A 25,023-nucleotide genomic window follows, 5' to 3' on the forward strand; every position below is an offset into this window, starting at 1 on the left:
AGCCAAAGGTCGAGGCAGCTTCAGTGAGTTGTGATGGTGTTCTATCTGCCGATCGCATTCGACCTTAATCAATAATCCAGGCAAACTTTCTGAAAGAAGAAAATTCGCGAACCTGGCTTGCGACTTAGGACTCTATGTGTTGTGTGGAGTCAAAGCTAATCGGTGGCCGTTGGTAGCCCCTAAAATTCGTCCTCTTAGAATAGCGTCTTTGTCGGTACAGACCCATGACGAACAAAACGGAAATGCAAGAATCTTGCCAGACTAGCATTGTGTCTCGGATAGCCGGTGAAGATATTCGACCTGGTGATTTAATGACGTTATCGATGGAGATGATCGAGTTGCCGTCCTACCTTTGGTGCTGTGACTCTGCAACGACCACCAAGGATGAAATCATTCGCTTACGTTACTTACCTCGCGAATCGGGAGAGCCGTTTAAGGTGATCAGCATTTGCTTACCATTCGTCTACGCTAAAAAGGCGAATGGCAAGCTGGTTACCTTTGACACCCGAAAACACCAACTCGTAAAGCTCGATAAGGCATGTGGTAAGAAGGTGTGGAAAGCGCTTCGAGCAAAAAGCGAAAGCTAACGTCAAAGCAGCCAGGCTACTGTAGCCGTTGACTGTTCGTCGCCTTGGCGCTGGATTACTTTTTGAGGTCGATGCAAATGATCTCGCTGTCGTTGCGAATGTAGGCCCGTTGGTTGGCAAAGGCAGGCATACTCCACACGACCTCTCTGCCGAAAGCGAAATTCGATGGCTCAATCACCTTGGCTCGATCGATCTCTTGGTAACCCTCCGGCGTAAGCTTGGCGATGATGAGCTCTCCCTTTTCGTTGAACAGCCAAAAGCGATCCCCTTCTTTCACTAAAAAGGCCGTTTCACTGCCCGCAAGCCGCCCCCCAACCGCATTATTCGTTTCCCAGAGTCGTTCGCCGCTAGGAATCCTAATCGCCATGAGAGCTCCCCCCTGATCCATTCCGTAGATCACATCCCCAACTGCAATCGGTTGAACGTTTACGGGACATATCGCTGTTCGTGTCTTGTCTCGCCAAACCTCTTCCACTACCGGTTGATCGCGATCTAGCTTGAGCAGCAAACTTTTCTTGGAGTATCCTGCGACATAGAGATAATCACCAACTTGAACGGGGGACATTATGATCGACCCATTGCTGGCCTCGTAGGGGACGCTCCAGTACTCTTTACCATCAGTCGGATCTACAGACGTGACGGCGTTTGGTTTGCAAAGTATCAACTGTCGAACGCCACCCGCGTTGATGATTGTTGGAGGTGCGTAGCCTTGTTCGGGAGCCGTTGAAGCCCGCCAGAGTTCCTCGCCTGTTTTCTTATTGAGCGAAACAACATGGCTACCGGCACCGCCGGCCAGCGCAAGCAACCGATCACCATCGATAAGCGGATGGGCGGAATATCCCCAGAGAGCCGATTTGGTGCCATACGCATCTTTGAGTGCTTTCTCCCAAACAACTTCCCCTGAGTCAACTTTCAAGCAAACTAAATTCCCCTCAGCCCCCAACGAATAGACCAATCCGTCCTCAACGATCGGCGTACAACGTGGTCCACCCGGATAGGAGATCGTGTAAGGGCAGTCGTACTCATACTTCCAAAGCTCTTTACCGGTCGCTTCATCCAAGCAGATAATACGCTCACGGCCTTGGAATCCCGCTCGACCGAAGTTGTCGACCTTGACGTTATCGTCGGTAAGATAATCCGTGATAAAGACGCGGCCTCCTTGTACCGCAGGGCCCGAGTAACCGCCAGCAATCTTGGTTCGCCAAACAACCTTGGGCCCCGAAGCAGGAAATCGCTCTAATAGACCAGTTTCTCGCCAAATGTTGTCTCGGTTGGGGCCCATCCACTGATGCCAATCATCAACTGCTGCGGCAATGCCTAGATTGCCGACGGCCATGGATGCAGTTAACGCCGCCTTTGCAACGAACCCTAGTTTGGACCGGACCATAGAAGCCTCTCAAGATAAAGAAAACCTGCGGTAAACACGAAAATCGAACAATTGTAACGCCATCCATGATTAATGATAACGGATTCCACGATACAGACGTTGAAGGCTTAGATAGGTTGAAGAGCTTTTTCAATGAAAACCAAGCCGGCGGGATTCGCTTGCCAACCAGCCAGCGATTATCCGGACCCTCCGAGGCCCAAATAATTACTGCCCATCAATTAAATGCTGTGTCCCCAGAATGTTCTCTACCCGTAGTGGCCGAGGCGACGAGGCCCGACCGCCTGGCACGAATCTGTCTGGGTTACGCTCAGTCAGAAAAGGCGGTCTCCAGTGCAAATGGCCTCGTTGCCTCGTCCACTACGAAGATGCGGCCCCCCCACCCTCCGCTCCCCAAAAATTACTGCCCAACAATTCAATGCTGTGTCAACAGAATGTTCTCTACCCGTAGTGGCCGAGGCGACGAGGCCCGACCACCTAGCAAGAATCTGTATGGGTTTACGCTCAGTTAGAGCAGGCGGTCTCCGTTGCGAATGGACTCGTTGCCTCGTCCACTACGAAGATGCGGCCCTCCCACCCTCCGCTCCCCAAAAATTACTGCCCATCAATTCAATGCCTTGTCCCCAGAATGTTCTCTACCCGTAGTGGCCGAGGCGACGAGGCCCGACCGCCTGGCACGAATCTGTCTTGGTTACGCTCAGTCAGAGCAGGCGGTCTCCAGTGCAAATGGACTCGTTGCCTCGTCCACTACGAAGATGCAGAACACCTCACCCTCCGATGCCCAAAAAATTACGGCCCGTCAATTCAATGCCGCGTCCCCAGAACGTTCTTAGCGATTAGCATGAACGCGATCGATCAGCAAACTGCATTGATGCCAGAACTCATCGGGGGCGGACTCGTTGTGCGTTAGATGGTCTATTTTGAGAAACTGTTTGGATGACGAGGGGCAAGCTGCAAATAACCTCTCTCCAAACTGAATCGGTACGACCTCGTCCGCCAAGCCATGCATTTGCAGTAGCTCCCCGCGATAGTTATTGATTTTACGATCTGAGTAGAACTTGTTCCGCATCAGCCACCGAACAGGGAGTAGCGGAAAGTGGTGGCTCGCTACGTCAGCGATCGAGCTAAAGGTTCTATCCAAGATCAAACCGTCTACACGGCAACGAAGGGCCATTTCGATTGCGGCTGCACCGCCGAGCGATCGTCCCATGGCCAAGACTGGAACTTGGCTGAGTTTCTCATCCGATTGCACCGCAGTAGCAATGGTGACAGCATCCTCTAAAACATTCGTTTCGCTCGGCTTTCCTATCGACTTGCCGTAACCACGGTAATCGTATGCGACGACGTTTACACGTAATCTTCTAGCCATCTCCAGCATCTCATCTCCGAGGAATCCGAGATGCTCACCGTTGCCATGCGAGAAGATAATCGTCGCGCGAGGCTCCTCGACGAGCCATGTCCAAGTGTGGATCCGGCTACCATTCTCGCTCTCAGTGAACGATTCCCGAGCTCCACTGCGTTCTGCGGTCCAGTCTCCATATTCGGGGGATGGGGCTGGAAAGAGTAACGATCGTTCGAAAAACATCAGCGCTAGTAGGAAAGCGGAAACAGAGGCGAGAAGCAGAACCGCGATTCTTTTCAGCGAATGAAGTGCTTGGAATCGAGGCGTTGGGCTCACTTAACCGATTCCCGATGCGAAGGCTGTAGCATACGCACGGCAATGGGAAATGCTGACCATGATTTCCTTGATACCACGCTCCTTTGCGATTTCGGCTGCTTTGCCAGCAAGTTTCATTATCGGTGCTCCCGATACTTCGTTTTGGATTTCCAGATCGGTCCATTGAATTCCGCGAGCCCAACCGGTTCCGAGAACTTTTAATACGGCTTCTTTCGCAGCCCAGCGTCCGGCGTAGTGTTGTGTTGCGGCTTTGCGAGACGAGCAGTATTCGATTTCGCGGCGAGTGAAAACACGTTGCAAGAAGACTTCGCCGTGCTTCTCAATCATCTGTGCAATGCGAACACATTCGATAATGTCGGTGCCGATGGAAATCAGTTGTCCTGTCATGATGGTTTCTATTTACGATAGCTCGGTGTTCGTCGTGGAAGCTGCTTTAGATCGGAACCTGAGACCGATACTAGTTCTCGCCCCACCTCATTGAAACTTGGTTGGTAGGGGCTACTTAAGAATTCGGTCTTGGTCGTTCGTCCCGTCGGGTTGGTTTGACCATCCCATGGATCGGGTTGCATTGGGTTTGGTTGCGGTATCTCAAGGCTATCATAATCCGAAATTGTCGGTACCGCACTTGGGGGTGTGATGTCAGGTTCTGGACTGGCTTGTTCCGATTTCGCGCGGCGACGTTCTAAAACTTGAACATACTCAGCACCAAAGAACAGAATGCAGATTCCATAATAGCACCAGAGCAGGATTGCGATAAAGGAACCTATGGCCCCGTACGCAGTGGTGTAACGCATACCAATCAGGAAAACGCCCAACACAACCCGACCCATTTCCCAAATCGAAGCAGCCAATAATCCACCCCGAAACGCGTCTGACCAGACCACTTTCTTGCGAGGTACCCAGCGATATACAATCGCGAACAAAAGCGAGTTGGAGAGAAACTCGAACAGAAAATCGAAGATGCCAAAGGCATGGGCCAGCGATGGCATGCTGCTATCAGTCACGCTTCGTAACTGTGTGATCATCGTGCTCCCTGCGAAAAGCCCCAGCACAACGCCTCCCACTCCCAACAACATCAAAAACGCGGAGAACCGGTAACGCAGAACGCGGAACAATGTTCGCTTAAGTCCACTTTCCTTGCGAATCGGGATGCGAAAGATCTTGTCAAAGCCACGATCGATCTGAGAGAAGACACTCGCCGCAGCCAGCAGGGCGGCCGCCAACCCGAAGGGCCCCGTAACGATGGAGTGGCTTCGGAGTTGCTCCAGCACTTGCTCGACCTGGACCTTAACGACCGGTGAGGCTTGATTCTCCAAGGTGCTCAAGAGTTGGGCTTCCGCGCTCCGGCCAATTTTGGTGAACTGGAGGACTAGTCCGATCCCCGAGGTTAAGAGCAAAATCATCGGAAAGAGGGACAAGGCGAGATAGTAGGCGACTGATGCAGCGTGTGAACTGGCATCATCCTCCGTCCACCGAATCGCGGCATCTCGCAAATTGGGAAACAATTGGCGGAACCAACGCGCAATCCAGCCCTCTTTCATTTGCTTGGCCACCATTTGTGGCAAAACTCGACCGATCGATTGTTCTATAGGTTTCCCAGACATGGCGGGTAGTTTAGATTCTGAGCAATTCGACTGCCATAGAGATATTCCTTCATGAAAACGACATACCTTACTGCCGAGCAACTGGATCGGGCTGGGCAAATGCTAGCCATGAATCAGCTAGTGGCTTTTCCTACGGAAACGGTTTACGGACTGGGGGCGAATGCCCTCGAGGCCGATACCGTAGCCAGGATCTTTGAAGCCAAAGGACGTCCGTCCGACAACCCGCTCATTGTTCACATTGCCCATTTGGACCAAATTCACGATTTGGTGAGCCATGTTCCTGAGACGGCTCGGATATTTATGGAGGCTTTTTGGCCAGGCCCCTTGACCTTGGTGTTTCCCAAGAGTGCCTCAGTCCCCAAGATTGTAACGGCAGGGATGGAAACCGTTGCGATCCGGATGCCGGCCCACCCATGGGCTAAAGCAATTCTCGAGCATGCAGGAAAACCAATCGCTGCACCGAGTGCGAATCGATCCGGCTCGCCGAGCGCCACGACTTGGCAAGCGGTTCAGCAGGATCTCGACGGTCGAATTGAGGGGATCGTATGTGGCCCGCCGTGTTCGGTTGGTCTTGAGAGTACGGTTCTGGATGTTTCGAAAGATCGACCGCGCATCTTGCGTCCGGGATCCATTACCTACGAACAAATCCGTGCACTTAGTCCAGAGGCGATCCCCTATTCTGAACTTCATAGAGCTGGCTCAGATGCGGAGCTCAACTCTCCTGGATTGCGGCATCAACATTACAAGCCCGTTGCTAAGGTAATGATTCTAGAGCCAGGTCAGTTGGTCGAACAAGATTTAATCAAGTCTAATGTTCGCATGTGGTATATCGGTCTGCATGCGCCGGTGCAGAAGGAGCTTTTTGAGCGTGTTCAGATTTGCGAGACGCTAGAGCAATACGGGTATGAGTTATTTCATTTCTTTCGTAAGGCGGATGTCAGTGGGGTTGCGACTATCTTTTGCGAATCTGTCGAACCGCACGGTTTCGGCACGGCCCTTATGGACCGCATACGACGAGCATCGAATTGACACTTGGAGCATGGGATTGGGGGGGGCTCGATAACCCCTCAAGCGAGGAGAGCCCCTCCCCAGCCACGCTATCGCGGGCTGTCCATCCCCAAACTGCGTTTGGGTAGGGTGAAGTTGTTGATGATTAGCGAGAAGTGTTCTTTTTTTGTTGTTCATTGCTTTCGATCTGGCGAGTTCCATTTACAATCGTGATTCTGCGGTTCTGACCTTGCGATTCAGTAACGCTCTAGATTCGTGACTTCAAGACTCCTTCCACCTTTGGTCCTCCAACCCACCATTGACCCATGAGACTTACCGTTTTCACACTGATCTTGTCGTTTATCGTTATGTGTTCCTCCCGATTAAGTGTTGGGCAGGAATCCGTGTTGCAGGTCGCTGCAACATCCGAAAGTGACTCTGGATTTACAAGTTTATTCAACGGCAAGGATCTGACGGGCTGGGACGGCGACCCAAGCATGTGGAGCGTCGTGGATGGTGTCATTCGCGGTGAGACGACTGCTGACAATCCGGCAAAGGGAAACACGTTCCTAATCCTTCAAGGCGTGCAGCCCAAAAACTTTGAATTGAAGCTCAGCTTTCGCTGCACAGCTGATAACAACTCGGGGGTCCAGTATCGGTCAAAGCATATAAAGGATGGGTCTGTTAGAAACAATTGGGTGGTCCGCGGTTATCAGCACGAGATAAGGAACGAGATTAAGCTTCCCAACGTGTCGGGTTTTATTTACGACGAGGGAGGCAAACGAGGTAGGATCTGTCTGCTAGGGGAGAAGGCCATTTGGCAAAATGGAGAGAAGAAGGTTTTGTCGCAGATCATGGATCAAGCGGCCTTTGATAAGTTGTTTAAGCTCGATGACTGGAACGACGTTAGAATCGTTGCCAAGGGGAGTGAAATCCAGCACTACATCAACGGGGCCTTGGTTCTGGATTTTGTCGATGATCCCGAGCTTGCATTGACCGAGGGAGTTATTGCCTTGCAGTTGCATGCTGGAAAACCGATGTGGGCGGAGTTTCGGGATATTGCCATCCGCGAGTTGCCGTAGGTTGTACTGGGGGGCAGAATAGCGAGTGCTTTGTGGCTGTTGAGAATATTGATTCGTTCGAAGATAAACGACTGGATCCTTACCGTCATCTTCGGACGAGCAATTTGACTCGATTCAGCGGGCGGTTTATAGCCGAAAGCAAACCGCTTGTCGCTCGGCTGATCGGTAGCGACCTTCAAGTGGAATCGGTACTGCTGGACAAGAGATTCTTGGAGGAGGCATCGGGTTGGATTCCTGGCCACGTTAACCAATTGGTGGTGCCTGGAGAGTGGATTGCGGATTTGGTTGGATTCCATTTTCACCGTGGTTATCTAGCGTGTGGCATCAGGCCGGCGTACGGAACGGTAGAGGCTTTCTGCGCAGCTTGGACTCATCGACCGGACTGGACGGGGTGCATGCTGGTCGGGGTACAGGATCCCGAGAATATGGGGTCCATTTTGCGGACCTGCGCCGCATTTGGGATTTCCGATATTTTCCTCGGCCCAGACTGTGTCGATCCCTTTGCGAGAAGGGTACTGCGGGTTTCCATGGGGAATGCGTTTAAGCTGAAATTTTATGAATGCAGATCGCCCCAGAGTAGCATTGAGCGGCTAAAAGGGGCTGGTATTCAATGTATCGCGACCTGTTTTGCCCAAGACAGCGAGGAGTTATCCGAATTTAAGAGACAGGGGGCGAGTGTTGCCATCATGGGGAATGAGGCCCACGGACTGCCGGAGTCCATTCAACGCGCGGCAGACCGAAGGCTTATGGTGGCCATGGATTTGGCGACCGACTCGTTAAATGTCAGTGTTGCGACCGGAATAATTCTGCACAATCTTTGTCGGGTCTGTTGAGTGTTCGACGCGTAATGTTGCAGAGATGCGTGTATACTTGTGCGAAGTAGTGATCATACATACCTGAGTTTCCTAAAAATCCATCCCATTTTGACCAAAGAGCCAGTAAAAACCCGAGACACCAATCACGCTTGGTTTTCCGTTGCTTCAGCAACGCATGTTGGCATGCGCCGTCGGAATAACCAGGACAATCATGCGGTGCTTATGGCACCGGACGGAGCGTCATGGGAAAAATTTGGACACATGCTCATCGTCGCCGATGGTATGGGGGCGCATGCTGCGGGAGAGCTGGCTAGCCAGCTGGCCGTCGAGCACATTCCCTTGCACTACCGCAAGCTATTTCGAGGCTCTTCTTCGGAAGCGTTGGAGCTCTCCATGATAGAGACCAACGCGGAGATCTTTCGCCGTGGGCAAGCGAACCCTGAGTTCCGCAGCATGGGGACCACTGCGTGCGCTGTTACGATCGTACCGGAAGGGGCTATCGTTGCTCACGTCGGAGATAGTCGGGTTTATCGATTGCGTGGCAACCATTTCGAACAACTCACGTTTGATCATTCGCTCGTTTGGGAAATGCGAGCCACGGGGGATATTTCTGAAGAAGCGATACGAAACAGCACAATCCCCAAAAATGTCATCACTCGCTCACTCGGCCCCAATCCGAGTGTAGTCGTCGACATCGAGGGACCTTATCCGCTGCAGGTCGGCGACAAGTTCTTGCTGTGTTCGGATGGCTTAAGCGGGCAACTTGGAGACGAGGAGCTTGGTACACTCCTGATGCTTCTCGATATCGATACAGCAGTCCAAGCGATGGTGGATATAGCTAATTTGCGAGGAGGGCCGGACAATATCACCGTCGTAATCGGAGAAGTACGCTCGCTGGATGGGATACCGAGCGTTCAGCCAGCCAAACCAACAGGACGAGCCACTGGCGGGAAAGCGAATCATTACCCGATAGGATTCGCGGTAACAGCGTCGGTAGGGGCACTCTTGTCGGTTGTTTTGCTACTGCTCGGACACTTTCCCATGGCCCTCGTTTCGATGGTCGCTTCGTTGGTCGCGTTCGGTTCTGGCTGGGCAAAGTTTAGGTCGACTGCGCAGGCGTTTCCGTCCTTCACCAGCGGTCATGGCAAAGGGCCCTATAGGCAATACCGGTGCAAGGCCGACTCCGGCTTGGCGTCGAACCTCGATCATGTGGTGGAAGAGCTAAAGAATTGGTTTAAGGATAATGATTGGCCTCCACCGCCGGAATCTATTGCGGAGACAATCAGGAAATCAAAGGAAGCTGCCAACACTCGCAACTATGCTTCGGCCATCCAGTTCAGCATTCAGGCGATTCTCGAACTTATGGAACTCGCCCGCATGAATCAGCATAAGGAAGAGAAGGAGAAGGACGCCGCTCAAAACGACGACGATGACGATGGGGTCATCGACTATTAGTCTAAGCTAGCTTGTTCACCAGTCCGCAGAATCTCCACGACTTCGGCAGGGCTGGATGCGTAACGCAAGTGATCGGTCACGAATTCACTTTCATCAAGTATCGTAGCAATTACCGATTGCAGTCTCTGGTGTACCCTCGGTTGACCTGCCGGAGTCAAGAGTACAAAAACCAGATAGGCTTTCTCCTGATGATTCCTGTACGGTATACCTTCTTCAGATCGAATAAACATGACGATCGATTGCTGAAGTCCCGCGAGTCGAGCATGCGGCATCGCAAGACCTTTTCCTAGGTAGGTCGATACAGCACGTTCCCGCTCGTCAATCGCCTTGATGACTTGCTCCTGGCTGACCGGCAAATCCCAGTTCTTAGTTCGCATGGTCGCGGTTCGTACGACCTCGATCATGTCATTCCCCTCGAGCGAGAGGTGAACAAACTTTTCGTCCAGCGAGTTGTATAGACTAATTTGCTCTTCGTCCTCAAACTCATCCCGAATCGTTCCGATGATCTCTTCGATGACATCCTCGAGCGTGAGAAAGCCAGTCCAGTTTCCTTCCATGTCGTGGACCAAGGCCACATGGACGCGACGACGTTGCATCTCGCTCAGCAACGACTCGAGAGGCTGGTCTTCTTTTACATTGAGATACTGGCGACAAAGCTTGTTCAAATCGCTTTCCGGATGGTCCACCAGCATCAAGTCCTTGATATGGACGATACCGATAGGAGTCCTTGTTGATTTGGATAGCAAAGGATACCGGCTAAAACGATATCGCCTAATAACCTCTTGGTTCTCGTGCCAATCGGCCCCCTCTCTAAGGCAGTGGACCTGGGATCGAACTCGCATCGCATCTCTTGCCTTAAGATCTCCCAGGTCGAAAACGTTTTCCGCAAACAAAAGCCTCCGAAAGGACATAACCCCTTCGGCTTGAGATTGGCTTAGCAGGATACGCAACTCATCTTCACTATGAACCTCTTGTCCACCAGCATTTCTGAGCCCCATAAATCGAAGCAACGATGTTGCAGAACCATTCAGTACTTTCAGTGGTACATAGAATAAAAATCTAAACAGAATAAGTGGTCGCGAGGTCCACAGGGATGCCTTTTCCGTCAAGCGAATCGCAACTGTCTTAGGAATAAGCTCCCCTACCAAAATATGCAAATAGCTCACGATGAGATAGCTGATCGCAAAGGCAACACCATGCGTCGTTAGGAATGACGAAGTCGTTCGCTCATGTCCCATGAACAATCCAACAACTGGTTTGATAAGCGTGACGATGGCGGGCTCGGCAACGAATCCTAGGCCGATGGAGGCAAACGTAATCCCGAGCTGGCACACAGATAGGTACTCATCGAGCTGGGTTTGCACTCGCTTGATAGAGAGAGCACCCGGGACGTTATTGTCAACCAGCTCTTCTACTCGGGACGGCCGCATTTTTACGGCAGCGAACTCTGCAAGCACAAAGAAGCCATTCAGAAGCAACAGCAGAACTGCAATCGCCAGATATAAAAGCACCATTTAGGTTAGGTTGTTGTTGGATTAGTTTGTTGGTGGACGAGGCGGGATTATAGCAAAAACGGCCCAACATTGCTCAGCGATAGAAGAACAAATTTTCATGGAGCTATTCTTGCGCGCACACTTTCATCAGATCTTTTAAGCCCAGCCATCAACAATCTTTAGCAATCGGTCGGAATTGACGTAGACTTCGGTTTGCCAACCGCGAGCTTTGGCGGAGGAAATATTGTCGTGGCGGTCGTCCGTGAAAAACAATTGCGATCCGGTATGTCCAGCTTGGGATTCCGCGATTTCGTAGATGACATTGTCCGGTTTCATGCTCTTGGCTTCGTAGGATAAGATCACAGGACCAAACCAATTCCTAACCTGCGGATATTCCATTCGCACAATCCAATTCCAGTGCGCCTCACAAGTATTGGAAAGCAATCCCATCGGGAGTCCTAAATCGCGAACCCGTTGTAAGACAGGCAAAATGTGGGGATTAGGTATAAACATGTCGGCTGCCGCTTCGAGAATCGCATCGGTTTCTAGCACCTTATCGAGATGATTGCCAATCCGATCGACAAACTCGACCCCTGAGATCTGACCTGTCTCATACTCGATTTGCAATTCCGTTTCCATGACCGCAGTTCTCATCGCACTCGGTGAAACGCTTGCAATCTTTGCCATCCTGCGAAAGGCTAGATCATGATCAAAAAAGAGAAGTACGTTACCGAGATCGAAGTAAACAAATTCAGGTCTGGAATGCATGGTGCCTATCGAAATCCTTGAGTCAATCAGTGAGGTGCTGGCGTAATTCTGACTAGTTCGCCGATGCTAAACACTCTTGCTGTCGATGCCAAGCGAAAAGTCGCTCCTATTGTTCGCTAAAATACAGTCCGTTAGCGATCTGGACACGCCGGGAGAAAATTGGTATCGCTCCACTTTCGGTTCATAAGGCGTTGTTTGGATGGCAGATGAAATGAGAATACACGACACAGATCGTTGGCGAAAGCTTGCCATCGCGGTCGCCATCGGTTCATGCTTGATAGGGGCCGGGGGATGCACCTCTTTTCAGAACAAGCAAGAAGTAAGCTCCTATTCACGCAACAACGCCACCGGATGGGAGCGTTTTAAAAAGTCGAGCAAAAACGCGTGGAACAAAACCTGGGAATTTCTCGATCCGTACCCAAGCAACCCACCTCCACCGCCGAAATGGGTTCCTCAGCCCGAAAGCAAGAAACCCTCTAGCGTGGAAGAGTGGCTCGGACAGCCACGTGTGGGAACTTGATGTTGGGATAAATTAGCGTTTCGGACGCGAATTTCCTCTAGTGCTCCTGGAGCTGCTAGCACTTCGGTCTGAAGTGCGCCCGGTTGGCTTTCGTCGCCCGCCTGACGGTCCCGCTCTAAAGGAACTGCCCCCTTGGCCACCTCGACCACCTCGCGATCCCTCACCTCCCTCTCTATTCGAGAAGCTGCGTCCTCTGGAATCAGATCTCGAACGAGAAGAGCCTGCACCACCTGCCGCACCATCATCGGTGCGAGAGCGTGTTCTTGCGTCAGGTCTGCCTTCTGGACGGCCTGGCCCTCCTGATCGGCTACCCTCGGGACGCCTGTTCAACGAACGTCCTGCCGTCGGGCGTCCTGTTCCCGAACGTCCATCCCCCGTTCTCCCTGCACCTCTACCGCCTCCGGATGGGCCCGTTCGGCCATTTGGTCTGCCACTTGGCCGGCCGGTCGGTCTGCCACGCCCGGTTGATCGACCTTGATTGGCTGATGGCACCCTCTCCCGATTTCGATCCCGGTTTGGAGCTCTTTTCGGTTGCAGCTCGTCGTCTTCTGCCCCTAGCACAGCGCCGGTCGTCTTGGGGATGTCATATTCAAAGTCTTCATCCCAATCTCCGTCTTTGACCAAGATGGCATCTTCCACCCCGAGTCCAACCATCTCTTCGTCGTCGGGCATTCGATAAGGGTTCTGAGATAACGATGGCAACGATTCCAGTTCATCATCCGTTGACAGAGGCATGGATTCGTAGTCATCCGATTCTTCATCAAACGGGATAAAAGTCTTGGGCTGGCTGCTCGCGACAGGCCCTTTATTCTTAGTTTGACTCTTGCCAGAAGGCAATGCATCACGAACCGAGGATTCGCTGGATACCGCATCCACGCGTCTTTCATCGCTGCGGCGTTTTCGATCGCGACGATCCTGATTCCTAGCCGAGCGTAAATCGTCCACTGACTTGTACAACCCGGCGACTTCTTTTTCCGATAAAGGCCTATATGCTCCCTCGGGTAAATCGCCGAGCTTGAGCGACGCAATCGAGATCCGTCGTAACACTACAACCTTATGACCTAGACGAGCCAACACCCGTCGAATTTCCCTGTTCTTACCCTCGCTCAGGGTTATATCAATCTCCGTGCAACCCTTGCGAACTCGACGAATCGTAGCCCCATCCACTCTCGCAATGCCTTCGGCTAGATAAATCCCTCGCTGCAATCGCTTGAGCGCCTCCCTATCTACTTGGCCTGCAACCACTACGAAATAGGTCTTGGGTACGCCGTGCTTGGGATGGGCCAGTCTTTGCGACAGCTCTCCGTCATTGGTGAGCAGTATCAATCCCGTACTGGAAGAATCGAGTCGGCCGACCGGAAAGAGCCTGGTATGGTTCGGAACCAGCTCGATCACTCGAGGCCGCCCTTCGGGGTCAGCATTTGTGCACAAAAAGCCTGCCGGCTTGTGTACCGCAAAATAAACAGGCTTGTGCCGTCGCAGAGGTTCGCCGTCGACCAAAATTTTGCTCTTGTCAGCATCGACTTTGGTGCCGACCTGAGTAATGATTTGGCCGTCGATCTCGACTCGCCCCTCAGCCAACAACTCGTCAACTTGTCTGCGCGACCCAAAACCTGCTGCGGCCAGCAATTTGTTTATGCGTTGCTCTCCGGATAAAAAAGAAGGAGTTGGAGCGCGACCTCTTGATTTGTTCGACATGGTAATACCTATATTCCATCCTGGGCAAATTTCGCTTCGAAACCAATACGGCGAACGCATCCACTGAATGTCATCACGACAGAAAGGGTAGTTCGAAGCAACAAGAAATACATCCGGTTCACTTTTGCCCGAAAATGCAGTGAAATCGGAAGGCAGCGTCTCACGACGCGACGGATACTCAAAAGATTAATCATGCACAGCAGGTTGTGCAGGCCAAAAAAAGCGATTTGGAAAAATTGATGCCAGAATTGAGGACTGACAGCAGGCTTTCCCCTATTTTCATGGGAAACCAGCTCAGCCTTGGGCCGAACGATTGGCCTCGATCGTCGCGATAACGTCAACCTCTGGAACACCTCTAACAGTCTTTACCGTTCCAATCTCGCTGGGAAGTATTAATTGCAAATTACCGTGCTCAGTCTTTTTATCCGACTGCATCGCTCGGAGCATTTCCCGGCTTGAAACGGTCGCGCTGAGCGAAACGGGCAATTCAAGCTGCCCCAGCAATTGCGTCTGCCGCTCGTGTTCCGATCTCGACCACATCCCCCGCTGGACTGCCAAGTACCCAGCCATCGCCATTCCGACCGAAATTGCTTCGCCGTGCAGGTATGTGCCATATTCCGTGGTCGCTTCGATTGCGTGCCCAAAGGTGTGACCGTAGTTGAGAATGGCCCGCAGGCCGGTTGTTTCGCGCTCGTCTGCCGACACCACGGAAGCTTTAAGCTCACAAGACCGGGTTATCATCCGATTCAAAACCGTCTCGTCACGCTCCAAGATGCGATCTATGTTCGTCTCCAAAAAGGAAAAGAACTCAGCGTCGAGGATTACGCCGTACTTAACGATCTCTGCCAAACCGCTTCGGAACTCTCGATCTGGTAGACTAGACAAGAGATCGGTGTCTATGCAGACAGCATGAGGTTGCCAAAACGCACCAATCACATTCTTTGAGGTGGGTAAATTGATACCGGTTTTTCCGCCAACACTGCTATCTACCATCGACAGAAGCGTAGTCGGTATCTGAACAAACCTTACACCTCTCATGTAGGTACTGGCCGCAAAGCCTGCTAAGTCTCCGACGACTCCTCCCCCTAGAGCAACGACTACCGTTTTGCGATCAGCGCGACAGTCGAGGAGTTGCTGCCATATCCGAGCCAGCTGCTCGATGCACTTGCTCGTCTCTCCACTGGGTACGCTAATTCGGTCAACTCGCTCGCCGTTGGCTGCGCAGGAAATTTCTAGACGAGCAGCCACCGATTCCAGGTGCTCGTCAAATATTAGTACCGAGTGTTTCCAATCTGAAAGCAGACTTCTTGCCTTATCGAGCTGACTATCCAGTTCCTTCGAACCGATCCAAATGGGATAGGATCTCTCATTCAGAAGAACGTTTACTTTCGATTCCATATCTATCTAACTGACTACTTAGATTTGTTCTGATTGCGATCCACTGCTAATACGACTCGCGAGTGGCAGAGCCAATCGTGCAGCGCGGATCTTTGCTTGCTCATAAACATCATGCTTGAGTCGATCGCCACAAACAGAACGAGTATAAATTCAGGGATTGTAAGCATCCACTCGTAACGCAACGTGAAGTAGATTGCTAAGGGCCCCAGCCACGCAAATGCGTTTCGAAATACCTCACGCGTGACTAGCTGTTCGCTTCGAGGCGGCAATCCATTCTCCTCAACAATGCGTAACTGAAACAGGTAACGCCCGATTGACCGGCGACCATGATAGACCCAGGTGAGATAACCTGCTGGCACGCTCAAAGAGCAAAACGCCAGAATGGGAATCAGCCATTGCCAACCGCTCCAAGCATTCCCCATGAGAAACAATATGGGCACTATGAACGGTAACAAGCAAGCCAATAGGAAGACCTGGTCCGCCACATACGCCATCACTCTCGGAGCTATAGCGGCAGTTGTTGTATTAACAGGCTGAATCCGTTGCAGATCCCGCTCCAATTCGCTAAACGACTGGTAACGATCCTCAGGATGTTTCGCGAGCATCTTTTCGATCACGGGAGCGAATGCACGAGGTACACCCTGCGGCCAGTTTTGTGGGAAATCTATCGCAGCATCCCAATGAGTTTCGAGTCGCTCTCTAACCGTTTCTCCTTGCAACTCAAATGGATAGCGCCCGAAGACTAATTCGAAAAGGGTCACTCCCAATGCGTACATGTCAGACTGGATAGTACCTGGTCCCTTTAGCAACTCAGGCGCAAGATAGGCTGGCGTTCCCGACACTGCGTACTTTTTGCCTGACTCCGATGCGATCGTCGATAAACCAAAGTCCGACAGCTTGATGTCATTTTCTTCGGTCAGAATCAAATTCCCCGGCTTGATGTCGCCGTGCACGATATCGAATTTCGAAGCATGCTCGAGCGCAGATGCGACCTGGATGCCATAGCGAATGGCATCGGCATAGGGAATCTTCCCATCCGTCTTGAGCTTTTCGGCTAGCGTTGGACCGGGCAAGAGCTCCATGGCGAGAAAGGGTTCCTCACCTTCTCTGCCGACATAATATATGACAACAACATTGGGATGATTCAGTCGGGCCTGAGCAACAGCCTCTCTCAACATAGAGGCAATTCGAGCCTCCATATTGTGATCGGTGTAACGCATCACCTTCACGGCAACAAACCGCTGCAGCGAAGTATCTAGAGCACGGTAAACTGCACCCATGCCGCCGTTGCCGAGCTTTCGGTCTAGCTCAAAGTGGCCATAACTTTCTCGAGGGGGATCGCTGGAACCTCTTAAGTCAAATGTTGACTCGTGTTCGGGTTCGTCGAGACCGGTTATCGTAATCGTGGCGTTCAGGGGCGACAGAAATGCCTCCGGCTTAAAGTTTCGCTCGCAATGGGGACACGTCCCTCCCTCGGCCGGATTGACCTCAAAATCCCGGCCGCAGACGCACCGATACGTAATGCACAAACGCTTCGGTGAACTCTCGTCCACCGTGGGTTTGTCCAATTCTGTAGGTAATGTCTGCTGGGAATCCATCCCCTCATTCTAGTCAAACTTTGAATTCTCGGGTGATGCACAAAGCCGCAATAAATTTGTTAAGGTATCAGGAAGCTAATTCAAACCGCGATAGCCCCTGATGGTAGGCCTCCCTGAAATCAGGGCGGGAAGCAAAAACTTGCCTACTAAATAGCCAACAATAATCGGCTTGGAGCTTCCAAGTAAGCGATGATGTCGTTCAAAAACCGTGCCGCAGTCGCACCGTCCACCAAGCGATGGTCATATGCCAAGCTGAGAGGCATCATCAATCGAGGGCGAATGGAATCGTCGTCCATTACGACCGGCAATTTTCTCGAACGGCCAACGAGGAGAATGGCAACCTCAGGAACGTTCACGATCGGTGTCGAATACGTTCCACCAATCGCTCCCAAATTGCTAATAGTAAAAGTGCCCCCTCGAAGATCGCTCACGGCAAAGTCGTTATTGCGCACCCGTGCAGCCAAATCCGCCAAAGCATAAGCGATGTCCGGGATCGACATTTGATCGGCATTCTTTAGCGTCGGAACGACCAACCCTCGATCGCTGTCGACAGCGATACCTAAGTTGACGTAGTCCTTGTAGATAATCTGCTCGTTTTCCATGTCCAGATTAGCGTTCAAAGCTGGATGGTGCTTCAATGCGGTGGCCACAGCTTTGATAAGGAATGGCATCGTTGTGAGCTTGATTCCTCGCGATGCGTAATCATCCTTGCTCGTCTGCCGAAAGGCTTCTAGTTCGGTTACATCGGCGTCGTCAAAGTTGACCACTCGCGGAACGGTTTCCCAAGACTTATGCATCTGGGCAGCAATCGTCTTTCGGATCTTGGTCATGCGATCAACGCGAATAGGGCCGTAATCGTCCTGAGAGGGAGTGCCCGGTAGGTTGCCCTTTGGCCCCTTGGAAGCAGCTGGAGCTCCGAGACCAGTCTGCGCGGCTGGTGCCGTCTCTGCAATCGCAGGCACTAGGGTTCCAGTACGGGCGGATTGGTTAACGGACCGAACAACCGTCATAACATCTTCGCGGGTGATCCGTCCATGTTCGCCAGTGCCAGTTACTGCTGCCAGGTCCACACCAACCTCTCGCGCCAATCTACGGATAGCCGGTCCGGCGGGAACGACGTCATCGCCAAAAGGTGTGCCCACAGCCGGGGACGACGTGGTGGCGGCAGCTACAGGCGCGGCAGCTACAGGTGCCGACGCTGGTTGGGCAGGAGCTGGAGGAACAACCACAGGAGCCGCAACCGGAGCTGGACGAACCGGCTCTGGCTTAGGAGCGAGAGCCTCAGGGGCCGCCGCTGACGGTGGAACTGTCGGAGCAGCTGCTTTGGGGGGAGCTGCCGGAGCCGCTGGTTTGGCAGGAGCAGCACCCTCAGCAACTTCAATCGTTGCCAATACGCCACCCACAGGCACGGTTTGCCCCTCGGTGATCGCAAGACTCAAAATTTTTCCTGCCACTGGAGAAGGCACCGAGACCGTAGCCTTGTCCGTTTCCATCTCAACAATCGACTGATCCTTTTTGACGACGTCTCCGACGCTGACGAGAACTTCTAGTACGTCGCCGGATTCGATACCTTCGCCGAGTGAAGGGAGTTTGATTTCCATAACTTAGTAGTCGTTGCTAGAGGATGTGTGAGGAAGATACAAAGGAAACATTGCTTTGGTCCGAATCTCGCCATGCTGAGATTCGGTAATTGATATGACTATCTGGCCCGTTAAGCAAACAGCGGATTTGGCTTTTCGGAATCGTAGCCCAGGTCTTGGATCGCCTTGGCTACTTCTTTTGGATCGAACAAGCCCTTCTTGCTCAATCGGTACAACGTTGCAATGACGATGGATTGCGCATCAACCTCGAAATGCCGACGCAGAGCGGGTCGCGTTTCACTTCGTCCCATTCCGTCGCAACCGAGTACATAGTAGTCTTGCTCGATGTAAGGCAGAAGCTGCTCACCAACTGCCCTAACGTTGTCGCTCGCCGAAATAATCGGCCCCTCGACTCCCTCGAGCACTTGTTGAATATAAGCTTTGCGGGCTGGTTGATCGGGATGGAGCATATTCCAACGCTCGAGATCCTGAGCCTCGCGCCGAAGTTGGGTGTAGCTGGTAACACTCCACGCGTCACTGGCTACCTTGTACTGTTCCGCCAAAATCTCTTGAGCTTCCAGTGCATGGCGGAGAATAGCTCCCGAGCCAAAGAGTTGAACGCGTGCGCGTGCCCCCTCAACCTCACGGGACTTGAACTTATAGATGCCCCGAATGATTCCATCCTCGACACCTTCAGGCATCGATGGCATGTCGTAATCTTCGTTGTGAACGGTGATGTAGTAGATGCCAGTCTCACCCTCTTGGTACAGACGACGCAATCCATCCATCACGATGACGACCGTCTCATAAGCCCAAGCGGGATCGTAAGCTCGAACCAGAGGGAACGCCATGGCGTTGAGGTGGCTGTGACCGTCCTGGTGTTGCAGCCCTTCGCCGTTAAGCGTTGTGCGTCCTGCGGTTCCACCAATCAAAAAGCCCTTGGCTCTCATGTCCATGGCAGCCCAGATCGAATCACCAACTCGCTGGAAACCGAACATGGAATAGTAGATGTAGAACGGAATCATATTGATTCCATGGGCCGAATAAGCAGTCCCCGCAGCCACAAAGCTGCTCATGGACCCGCACTCGGTGATCCCTTCCTCCAGGATCTGCCCATCGCGAGCTTCCTTGTAGTACGCAATTTGGTCGGAATCGATCGGTTCGTACAACTGACCGGCATGTGCATAGATGCCTATATCCTTGAACAACCCCTCCATACCAAAGGTTCGAGACTCGTCTGGCACGATCGGGACAATCTGCTGCCCGATTTGCTTGTCCCTAACCATTCGTGTAAGCAATCGAACAAAGCCAGCGGTCGTGCTGATGTTCTTGCCCTCGATTTGAGTGCTCATGAACTTGCGATAGCTTTCCAAAGTCGGGGTCTCGGTCTTTGGAATGGCGAGCGGACGACTTGGGAGCGAACCTCCTAGAGCCTCACGTCGCTCTTTGAGATATTTGATCTCGTTGCTTGTTGCCGGTGGCTTATAGAACGGTGCGTTGGCAACCTCTTCGTCGGAAATCGGGATACCGAACCGGCTGCGAAACTCTAGCAATTCCCGCTCGTTCATGGACTTCTGATTGTGAGCGATATTTCGCCCCTCACCTGCTTCCCCAAGCCCGTACCCTTTGATCGTCTTTGCCAAAATAACCGTCGGCTGACCTTTGTGTTCAACGGCAGCCTTGTAGGCGGCGTACATCTTCTCGGGATCATGCCCCCCACGTTTCATTTTCTCAAGCTTCTCGTCGGAGTAGTTCTCCACCAGCTTGAGCAGTTCAGGATACTTGCCAAAGAAGTGCTCGCGGATGTAGGAACCTGGCATTCCCACATACTTTTGATACTGACCATCCACGACTTCATTCATTCGTTGAACGAGCAAGCCTGACTCGTCCTTGTCGAGCAGTACGTCCCAATCACTACCCCAGACGACCTTGATCACATTCCAGCCTGCACCACGGAACACGGCCTCGAGTTCTTGCATGATCTTGCCGTTCCCGCGAACAGGACCATCGAGTCGCTGCAAGTTGCAGTTCACGACAAAGATTAAATTGTCGAGTTTCTCTCGTGAGGCTAGCGTGATAGCTCCGAGTGTTTCCGGCTCGTCGCATTCTCCATCCCCGAGAAACGCCCATACCTTTTGGCCCCTCGTATCCTTGAGTCCCCGGTCATTCAGATACTCATTGAACCGAGCTTGGTAAATAGACATGATCGGCCCCAAACCCATCGAAACGGTGGGGTACTCCCAAAAATCAGGCATGAGCCATGGGTGCGGGTAGCTAGATAATCCGCCACCGTCCGCTAGCTCGCGACGGAAGTTCTCAAGCTTTTTCTCATCCAGTCGGCCCTCAACGTAAGCACGTGAGTACATGCCAGGCGAAGCATGCCCCTGAAAGTAAACGTGGTCTCCGTTGTAGCCGGATTCGCCACGGCCTCGGAAGAAGTGATTAAACGCGACTTCGTAGAGGGTTGCGCTACTCGCAAAGGTGCTTATGTGCCCCCCCTGTCCCTTGTTCTTGTTGTTCGCCCGTACGACCATCGCCATGGCGTTCCAGCGAATGATGCTTTTGATACGTCGCTCCATCTCCCGGTTGCCCGGATAAACAGGCTGCTTGGACAACGGGATGGTGTTAACGTACGGAGTGTTGGTGTCAAAGGGGATCGAGATGCCAGTGCTGCGTGCCCGATTCTCTAAAGCCTTGATCAAATACTGAACGCGCTCTTCACCCTTGCTTTTACTGACGTAGTCCAGTGATCCCAGCCACTCGCTGGTTTCCGCTGGATCAACGTCGATGGGTGCCGCTAGTTGGCCCGCTGCGGCCACCACCGAAGGGTCAATATCCCCCAGAACTTCAGCATCCGACATAACAACTCGTCTTTCTCAAGATTCCCAAATGACTTTTAACTTCTCGGCAAGGGTCCCGCGTTCATAAAGAATCGCCCGGCTACCTACCGCTAGCTAAGATAATTGCGAAAACCTGCATTGTCCCGAAATTATGCCTGCGCGTAAAGGTCCGCCGTAGCCATAACCGCCAAGCATCGAACAATTTAGCGCCTGTTTGTGCTCGGTCTGGAATGCGCGATGAAAGGGGGCTCGATACTCCTTGGTGGGTCAAAAAGTGAAACTAGCCTCCCTTGAGGGCCCCCGATTCCTCAAAAATCGATGACATGCGATCGATCCATTGCGAGAAATCATGCCTCAAAAGGACAAATTCTCGCGCCGGCTCGCGTCTTGTATCCCAATTATCGGCGTTCTGAAATCGATTTTGCATTTGCTCCGCTAATGATAAGGCATTGCCCGGTTCCGCTAAGCTTCCAAGCGGGTGCTCCCGCAATAATTCGCCCGCACCGGCATCCGTGTTGGTGGCCAACACCGTTGCTCGGCAAGCCATGGCCTCGAGCAACGCGTTCGGTAGCCCCTCGTAGAGCGATGGCAAAACGAACAGATCGCATTGCTTCATGTACGGGTAAGGGTTAGCGACATGGCCGTGGAAATGTACCTGCTGAACGAGTCCCAAATCACGTACTTGTCGCTCGAGATCACTTCTACAAGGCCCATCACCCAGGAGATGCAACTTGAGTGCTGGCGTATCTGGCTGGCGGTTTCGCATGTAGATTCCTAACGCGTCGATCAGGTAGCGATGCCCCTTTTCGCTGCTAAGTCTTCCGACAGACACCACGCGAGGTCCTCCGTTGTGCTGCCAAAGCTTCAATGAGTCGGAATCCGCGATCGGCGCATCGGCTTGTTTGTCGATTTGCTCCCAGTCAACCGGGCTCGGTACGACCTCGATCTGCTTATTGCCCAAATCGTAAAAGGTTTTTGCATCAACCGCAGTCACATGACTCACCGCTAATAATCTCGTCGCGGAGCGATACGAAGCACTCAGAAGTCGCTTCTTGAAGTACAACCATCGCTTCTCGGACCGTACCACATCGCGTGACGGAGGGGAGACAATCGTAGAAACTCGTCGCACGCAGGGTTGAGGCGTCACTGACTCCTTAGCACATTGTGCCTTGACGCACTTAGCGACCGCAGGGCCTGTAATCATCGCTGCGTGAAACAAGCGATCATAGACGACTTGTATGTTGTGTTCCTCAATCGTTTTTGCTAGATGTTTGACCTGCATGCGATGGATTCGCCCCGGCCAATTCCATAATCGCCAACTCCATAATCTTTGTCGGTTCTGGTCCCAAAAAGAATCGATTGGGACGTCTGCTGGAACTCGTTCGAGCAAGCTCCCCTTTCTGTAGACCAGGTAAAGTCGCAAGTCGAACCGAGCACGATCCAAACGCTCCAGCAAGTAAAGCAATTGTCGCTCGCTACCTCCCCCCTCCATGCTCGAGGCGCAAAACATTAGCTTGATTCGACTGCGAGCTTGAGTCACGTTGGGAAAAATTGCGTTAGAATAAGAGCGGCGGATAGCGATAGTTGACAATCAATATAGCATTCTTGGTCGGAGTTCGAATGGCGGGAGCATTTTCGTTGAACAGTCTCGAGCCGTCTGGTCGCTCGATCCAGGCAGCACTGCGGTTAAATTCGGTGAAAACCCGCGTCGTCCAACGATTCGTTTGTTTTGCGATGCTCGCGGTGGCTCTTGTGAAGGTCAATCCAGCCACGCAAGCTTCCGAGGTCGCGGATTTGCCCGAGGCGAAGGCCTTATTGGCCTGGGTCGAAGAGCTACCCCAAGCTAAAAACCCGCAGCATCCCAACTTCGAGTTCTTCCGTTCTTTAAAAGCCTCTTTAACAAAACCGGCAGATGGTCGTCAACGATTTGTGCTGCCAAGCTCCGCGTCACGAGCCAAACGCCAGACGCTCGCCTTGAGGCAAGCCTTTACCTCCGACTTGGAACGAAAACAGTTCGAATCACAACTCGACGATCTTTTGCGATCCATCCGCCAGAAAATCCAAGCCGCAGAGTCTGAACAGCAAAGCGAGGCTGCTTTCCGGTTGCGTTGGGCTCATGTCGGGCTAACGATGCTCAGCAATCAGCCCTTTGGGGACAAATGGTCTCCTGCGGAGGCGATCATCAATCCTAAACGGTCTGGTCCTAATCAAAATCCTAATCATCCGGTGACAGGTTGGAGAGGATCGTCTTACGAATGGATTCGGACACCTCACTTCGATATCGCATCTCGGGGATCGAAATCGGACTCAGCCATGTTGGCCGAGCTTTGCGAACAAGTATTCGCCGTTTGGCAACAAGTCTTCTATGACTACTGGCAAGTTAGTGGTGAGTCGTTGAAAGCTTCCACAACTCCCTATCAGGTTGTCTTGTTCGCGAATCGACGCGAATACGAGGAATCTTTGAAGCGGCAGGTTCCCAACGTCGAACTTTCTACAGGATACTACAGCCAGGGTGCAAAGCACTCGTTCTTTTACCTCGACCAGTCCAAAAGCTACGCCACCTTGGTGCATGAACTAACGCACCAATTTTTTGCTGAGGCATCATCCAAGCCAATCGAATTCGACCCAGACTCGACTCCAGGCTTTTGGGCCGCAGAAGGGATCGCGTTATACATGGAATCCCTATCCATTCGCGAACTGGGGCCAGCCATATTGGTCGATGTCGGTGGTTGGGATGCACCCCGTTTGCAGCCTGCTCGCTTCCATTTTCTACGCAACGAAACCTGGCTGACGGCCGATTCCTTTGGCCGGATGGCCGGCGTAACGTTTCGAAAGCCGACCGATCTGGCGCTCCGGTACAGCCATGCATGCGGACTTGTTCATCGCTGGATGGATTCTAGCCGTGAGTCTCGCACCCAATTGATCCAGTTTCTAAAGCACTTATATTTCCAAGACAGCAATGCGATCCTCATGCCTTGGGATGATGAGGCACTGCCTGAGGCTTACGCCGAGTATATGCAAAATATTCCTGCCAGCTCGTTGTTTTACTTGCCGCATGGGAATCGGTCCGATTTGGTGCTAAGTCGTTGCCGTGTCGATTCGGAGTGGCTGATTCGTTTGCTGGGAAACAAGACGGCTTGGAATTGGATTGACGTTTCCTTTACGCAGGTCGACGATGCTGCATTTTCTGCGGGAGGAGGTCCGTGGGACATCGCTCGACTAAGTGTTGAGAATACCAAGGTAACTGATGCGAGCTTGACCGCGTTTCAGCAGATGGCTCGCCTGACGGAGCTCGATTTGACGAATTGCAAGATCACCGACATCGGCGTGCAGCAATTGGCAGGAAATCGCTCCATCCGGACACTATGGCTTACTGGCACCCAGGTAACGGATGACATGCTCAAAGTGCTTGAAGGCATGTCCCGCTTGGAGTCTGTTCATTTAGACAGAACGCAAATATCTGCTGAGGCATGGCAGCAATTTCTTAAAAAGCGGCCCAGGCTCAAAGCAACCTCCACCGGCCCAGAGGAATAAGT

The 25,023-nt window shown here is 52.3% G+C and carries 19 protein-coding genes; 7 read left to right on the plus strand and 12 right to left on the minus strand.

What is annotated here, in order from left to right; all coding sequences use genetic code 11:
* Nucleotides 1-224 precede the first annotated feature (224 nt).
* Nucleotides 225-587 carry a hypothetical protein gene (locus SH449x_RS06790; protein ID WP_482380570.1) on the plus strand — a complete coding sequence of 121 codons (363 nt, stop codon included), beginning with the start codon at nt 225-227 and terminating at the stop codon, nt 585-587.
* Nucleotides 588-642: 55 nt separating this feature from the next.
* Here SH449x_RS06790 and SH449x_RS06795 read toward each other — a convergent pair whose 3' ends face one another.
* The 4 genes from SH449x_RS06795 to SH449x_RS06810 all read right to left on the minus strand — a co-directional run bounded on the left by SH449x_RS06795 (nt 643) and on the right by SH449x_RS06810 (nt 5,253).
* Nucleotides 643-1,974 (minus strand): PQQ-binding-like beta-propeller repeat protein, encoded by a 1,332-nt coding sequence (locus SH449x_RS06795; protein ID WP_482380571.1) that lies wholly within the window; start codon nt 1,972-1,974, stop codon nt 643-645.
* An 826-nt stretch (nt 1,975-2,800) separates the two neighbouring features.
* A complete protein-coding gene (locus tag SH449x_RS06800; RefSeq protein WP_482380572.1) occupies nt 2,801-3,649 on the minus strand; it encodes an alpha/beta hydrolase in 849 nt (282 codons plus the stop codon).
* Nucleotides 3,650-4,036 (minus strand): holo-ACP synthase, encoded by a 387-nt coding sequence (gene acpS / locus SH449x_RS06805; protein WP_482380573.1) that lies wholly within the window; start codon nt 4,034-4,036, stop codon nt 3,650-3,652.
* A gap of 8 nt (nt 4,037-4,044) precedes the next feature.
* The gene (locus tag SH449x_RS06810) at nt 4,045-5,253 is read right to left on the minus strand and encodes a YihY/virulence factor BrkB family protein (protein ID WP_482380574.1); all 1,209 of its coding nucleotides are present in this window, start codon (nt 5,251-5,253) and stop codon (nt 4,045-4,047) included.
* Nucleotides 5,254-5,304: 51 nt separating this feature from the next.
* Between SH449x_RS06810 and SH449x_RS06815 the strand changes: the two genes are divergently transcribed.
* From SH449x_RS06815 to SH449x_RS06830, 4 genes are all read left to right on the plus strand, one after another.
* Nucleotides 5,305-6,282 carry an L-threonylcarbamoyladenylate synthase gene (locus tag SH449x_RS06815; RefSeq protein WP_482380575.1) on the plus strand — a complete coding sequence of 326 codons (978 nt, stop codon included), beginning with the start codon at nt 5,305-5,307 and terminating at the stop codon, nt 6,280-6,282.
* Between the two features lie 284 nt (nt 6,283-6,566).
* The gene (locus SH449x_RS06820; RefSeq protein WP_482380576.1) at nt 6,567-7,322 is read left to right on the plus strand and encodes a 3-keto-disaccharide hydrolase; all 756 of its coding nucleotides are present in this window, start codon (nt 6,567-6,569) and stop codon (nt 7,320-7,322) included.
* A 32-nt stretch (nt 7,323-7,354) separates the two neighbouring features.
* Complete coding sequence (locus tag SH449x_RS06825; RefSeq protein WP_482380577.1) at nt 7,355-8,155, plus strand: TrmH family RNA methyltransferase; 801 nt, start codon at nt 7,355-7,357, stop codon at nt 8,153-8,155.
* Between the two features lie 90 nt (nt 8,156-8,245).
* Nucleotides 8,246-9,592, plus strand: a complete 1,347-nt coding sequence (locus SH449x_RS06830) for a PP2C family protein-serine/threonine phosphatase (protein WP_482380578.1) — start codon at nt 8,246-8,248, stop codon at nt 9,590-9,592.
* Here SH449x_RS06830 and SH449x_RS06835 read toward each other — a convergent pair.
* Together SH449x_RS06835 and SH449x_RS06840 are read right to left on the minus strand one after the other, a co-directional pair.
* Entirely contained in the window at nt 9,589-11,106 is a 1,518-nt protein-coding gene (locus SH449x_RS06835; RefSeq protein ID WP_482380579.1) for a CNNM domain-containing protein, read from the minus strand. The genes SH449x_RS06830 and SH449x_RS06835 overlap by 4 nt on opposite strands.
* Nucleotides 11,107-11,241: 135 nt before the next feature.
* Nucleotides 11,242-11,853, minus strand: a complete 612-nt coding sequence (locus tag SH449x_RS06840) for an HAD family hydrolase (RefSeq protein WP_482380580.1) — start codon at nt 11,851-11,853, stop codon at nt 11,242-11,244.
* Between the two features lie 211 nt (nt 11,854-12,064).
* Here SH449x_RS06840 and SH449x_RS06845 point away from each other — a divergent pair, with 211 nt between their 5' ends.
* Nucleotides 12,065-12,373: a hypothetical protein gene (locus SH449x_RS06845; RefSeq protein WP_482380581.1), complete on the plus strand. Its 309-nt coding sequence runs from the start codon at nt 12,065-12,067 to the stop codon at nt 12,371-12,373.
* A gap of 12 nt (nt 12,374-12,385) precedes the next feature.
* On the opposite strand, the gene SH449x_RS06850 is transcribed toward SH449x_RS06845, so the two are convergent.
* The 6 genes from SH449x_RS06850 to SH449x_RS06875 form a co-directional block, all read right to left on the minus strand.
* Complete coding sequence (locus tag SH449x_RS06850; protein ID WP_482380582.1) at nt 12,386-14,071, minus strand: pseudouridine synthase; 1,686 nt, start codon at nt 14,069-14,071, stop codon at nt 12,386-12,388.
* A gap of 294 nt (nt 14,072-14,365) precedes the next feature.
* Entirely contained in the window at nt 14,366-15,469 is a 1,104-nt protein-coding gene (aroB, locus tag SH449x_RS06855; protein WP_482380583.1) for a 3-dehydroquinate synthase, read from the minus strand.
* A gap of 14 nt (nt 15,470-15,483) precedes the next feature.
* The gene (locus tag SH449x_RS06860) at nt 15,484-17,067 is read right to left on the minus strand and encodes a protein kinase domain-containing protein (RefSeq protein ID WP_482380584.1); all 1,584 of its coding nucleotides are present in this window, start codon (nt 17,065-17,067) and stop codon (nt 15,484-15,486) included.
* Nucleotides 17,068-17,213: 146 nt separating this feature from the next.
* Nucleotides 17,214-18,668: a 2-oxo acid dehydrogenase subunit E2 gene (locus SH449x_RS06865; RefSeq protein ID WP_482380585.1), complete on the minus strand. Its 1,455-nt coding sequence runs from the start codon at nt 18,666-18,668 to the stop codon at nt 17,214-17,216.
* A gap of 110 nt (nt 18,669-18,778) precedes the next feature.
* Nucleotides 18,779-21,508 carry a pyruvate dehydrogenase (acetyl-transferring), homodimeric type gene (gene aceE, locus SH449x_RS06870; RefSeq protein WP_482380586.1) on the minus strand — a complete coding sequence of 910 codons (2,730 nt, stop codon included), beginning with the start codon at nt 21,506-21,508 and terminating at the stop codon, nt 18,779-18,781.
* A gap of 259 nt (nt 21,509-21,767) precedes the next feature.
* Entirely contained in the window at nt 21,768-23,078 is a 1,311-nt protein-coding gene (locus tag SH449x_RS06875) for a glycosyltransferase (RefSeq protein WP_482380587.1), read from the minus strand.
* On the opposite strand from SH449x_RS06875, the gene SH449x_RS06880 reads away from it, so the two are divergent.
* Entirely contained in the window at nt 23,072-25,021 is a 1,950-nt protein-coding gene (locus SH449x_RS06880) for a hypothetical protein (protein WP_482380588.1), read from the plus strand. The two genes, SH449x_RS06875 and SH449x_RS06880, sit on opposite strands and share 7 nt — an antisense overlap.
* Nucleotides 25,022-25,023 lie beyond the last annotated feature (2 nt).

Origin of the sequence: Brakhagea baltica, from assembly GCF_052161605.1 — a bacterium.
Taxonomy (GTDB): domain Bacteria; phylum Planctomycetota; class Planctomycetia; order Pirellulales; family Pirellulaceae; genus JBKCUI01.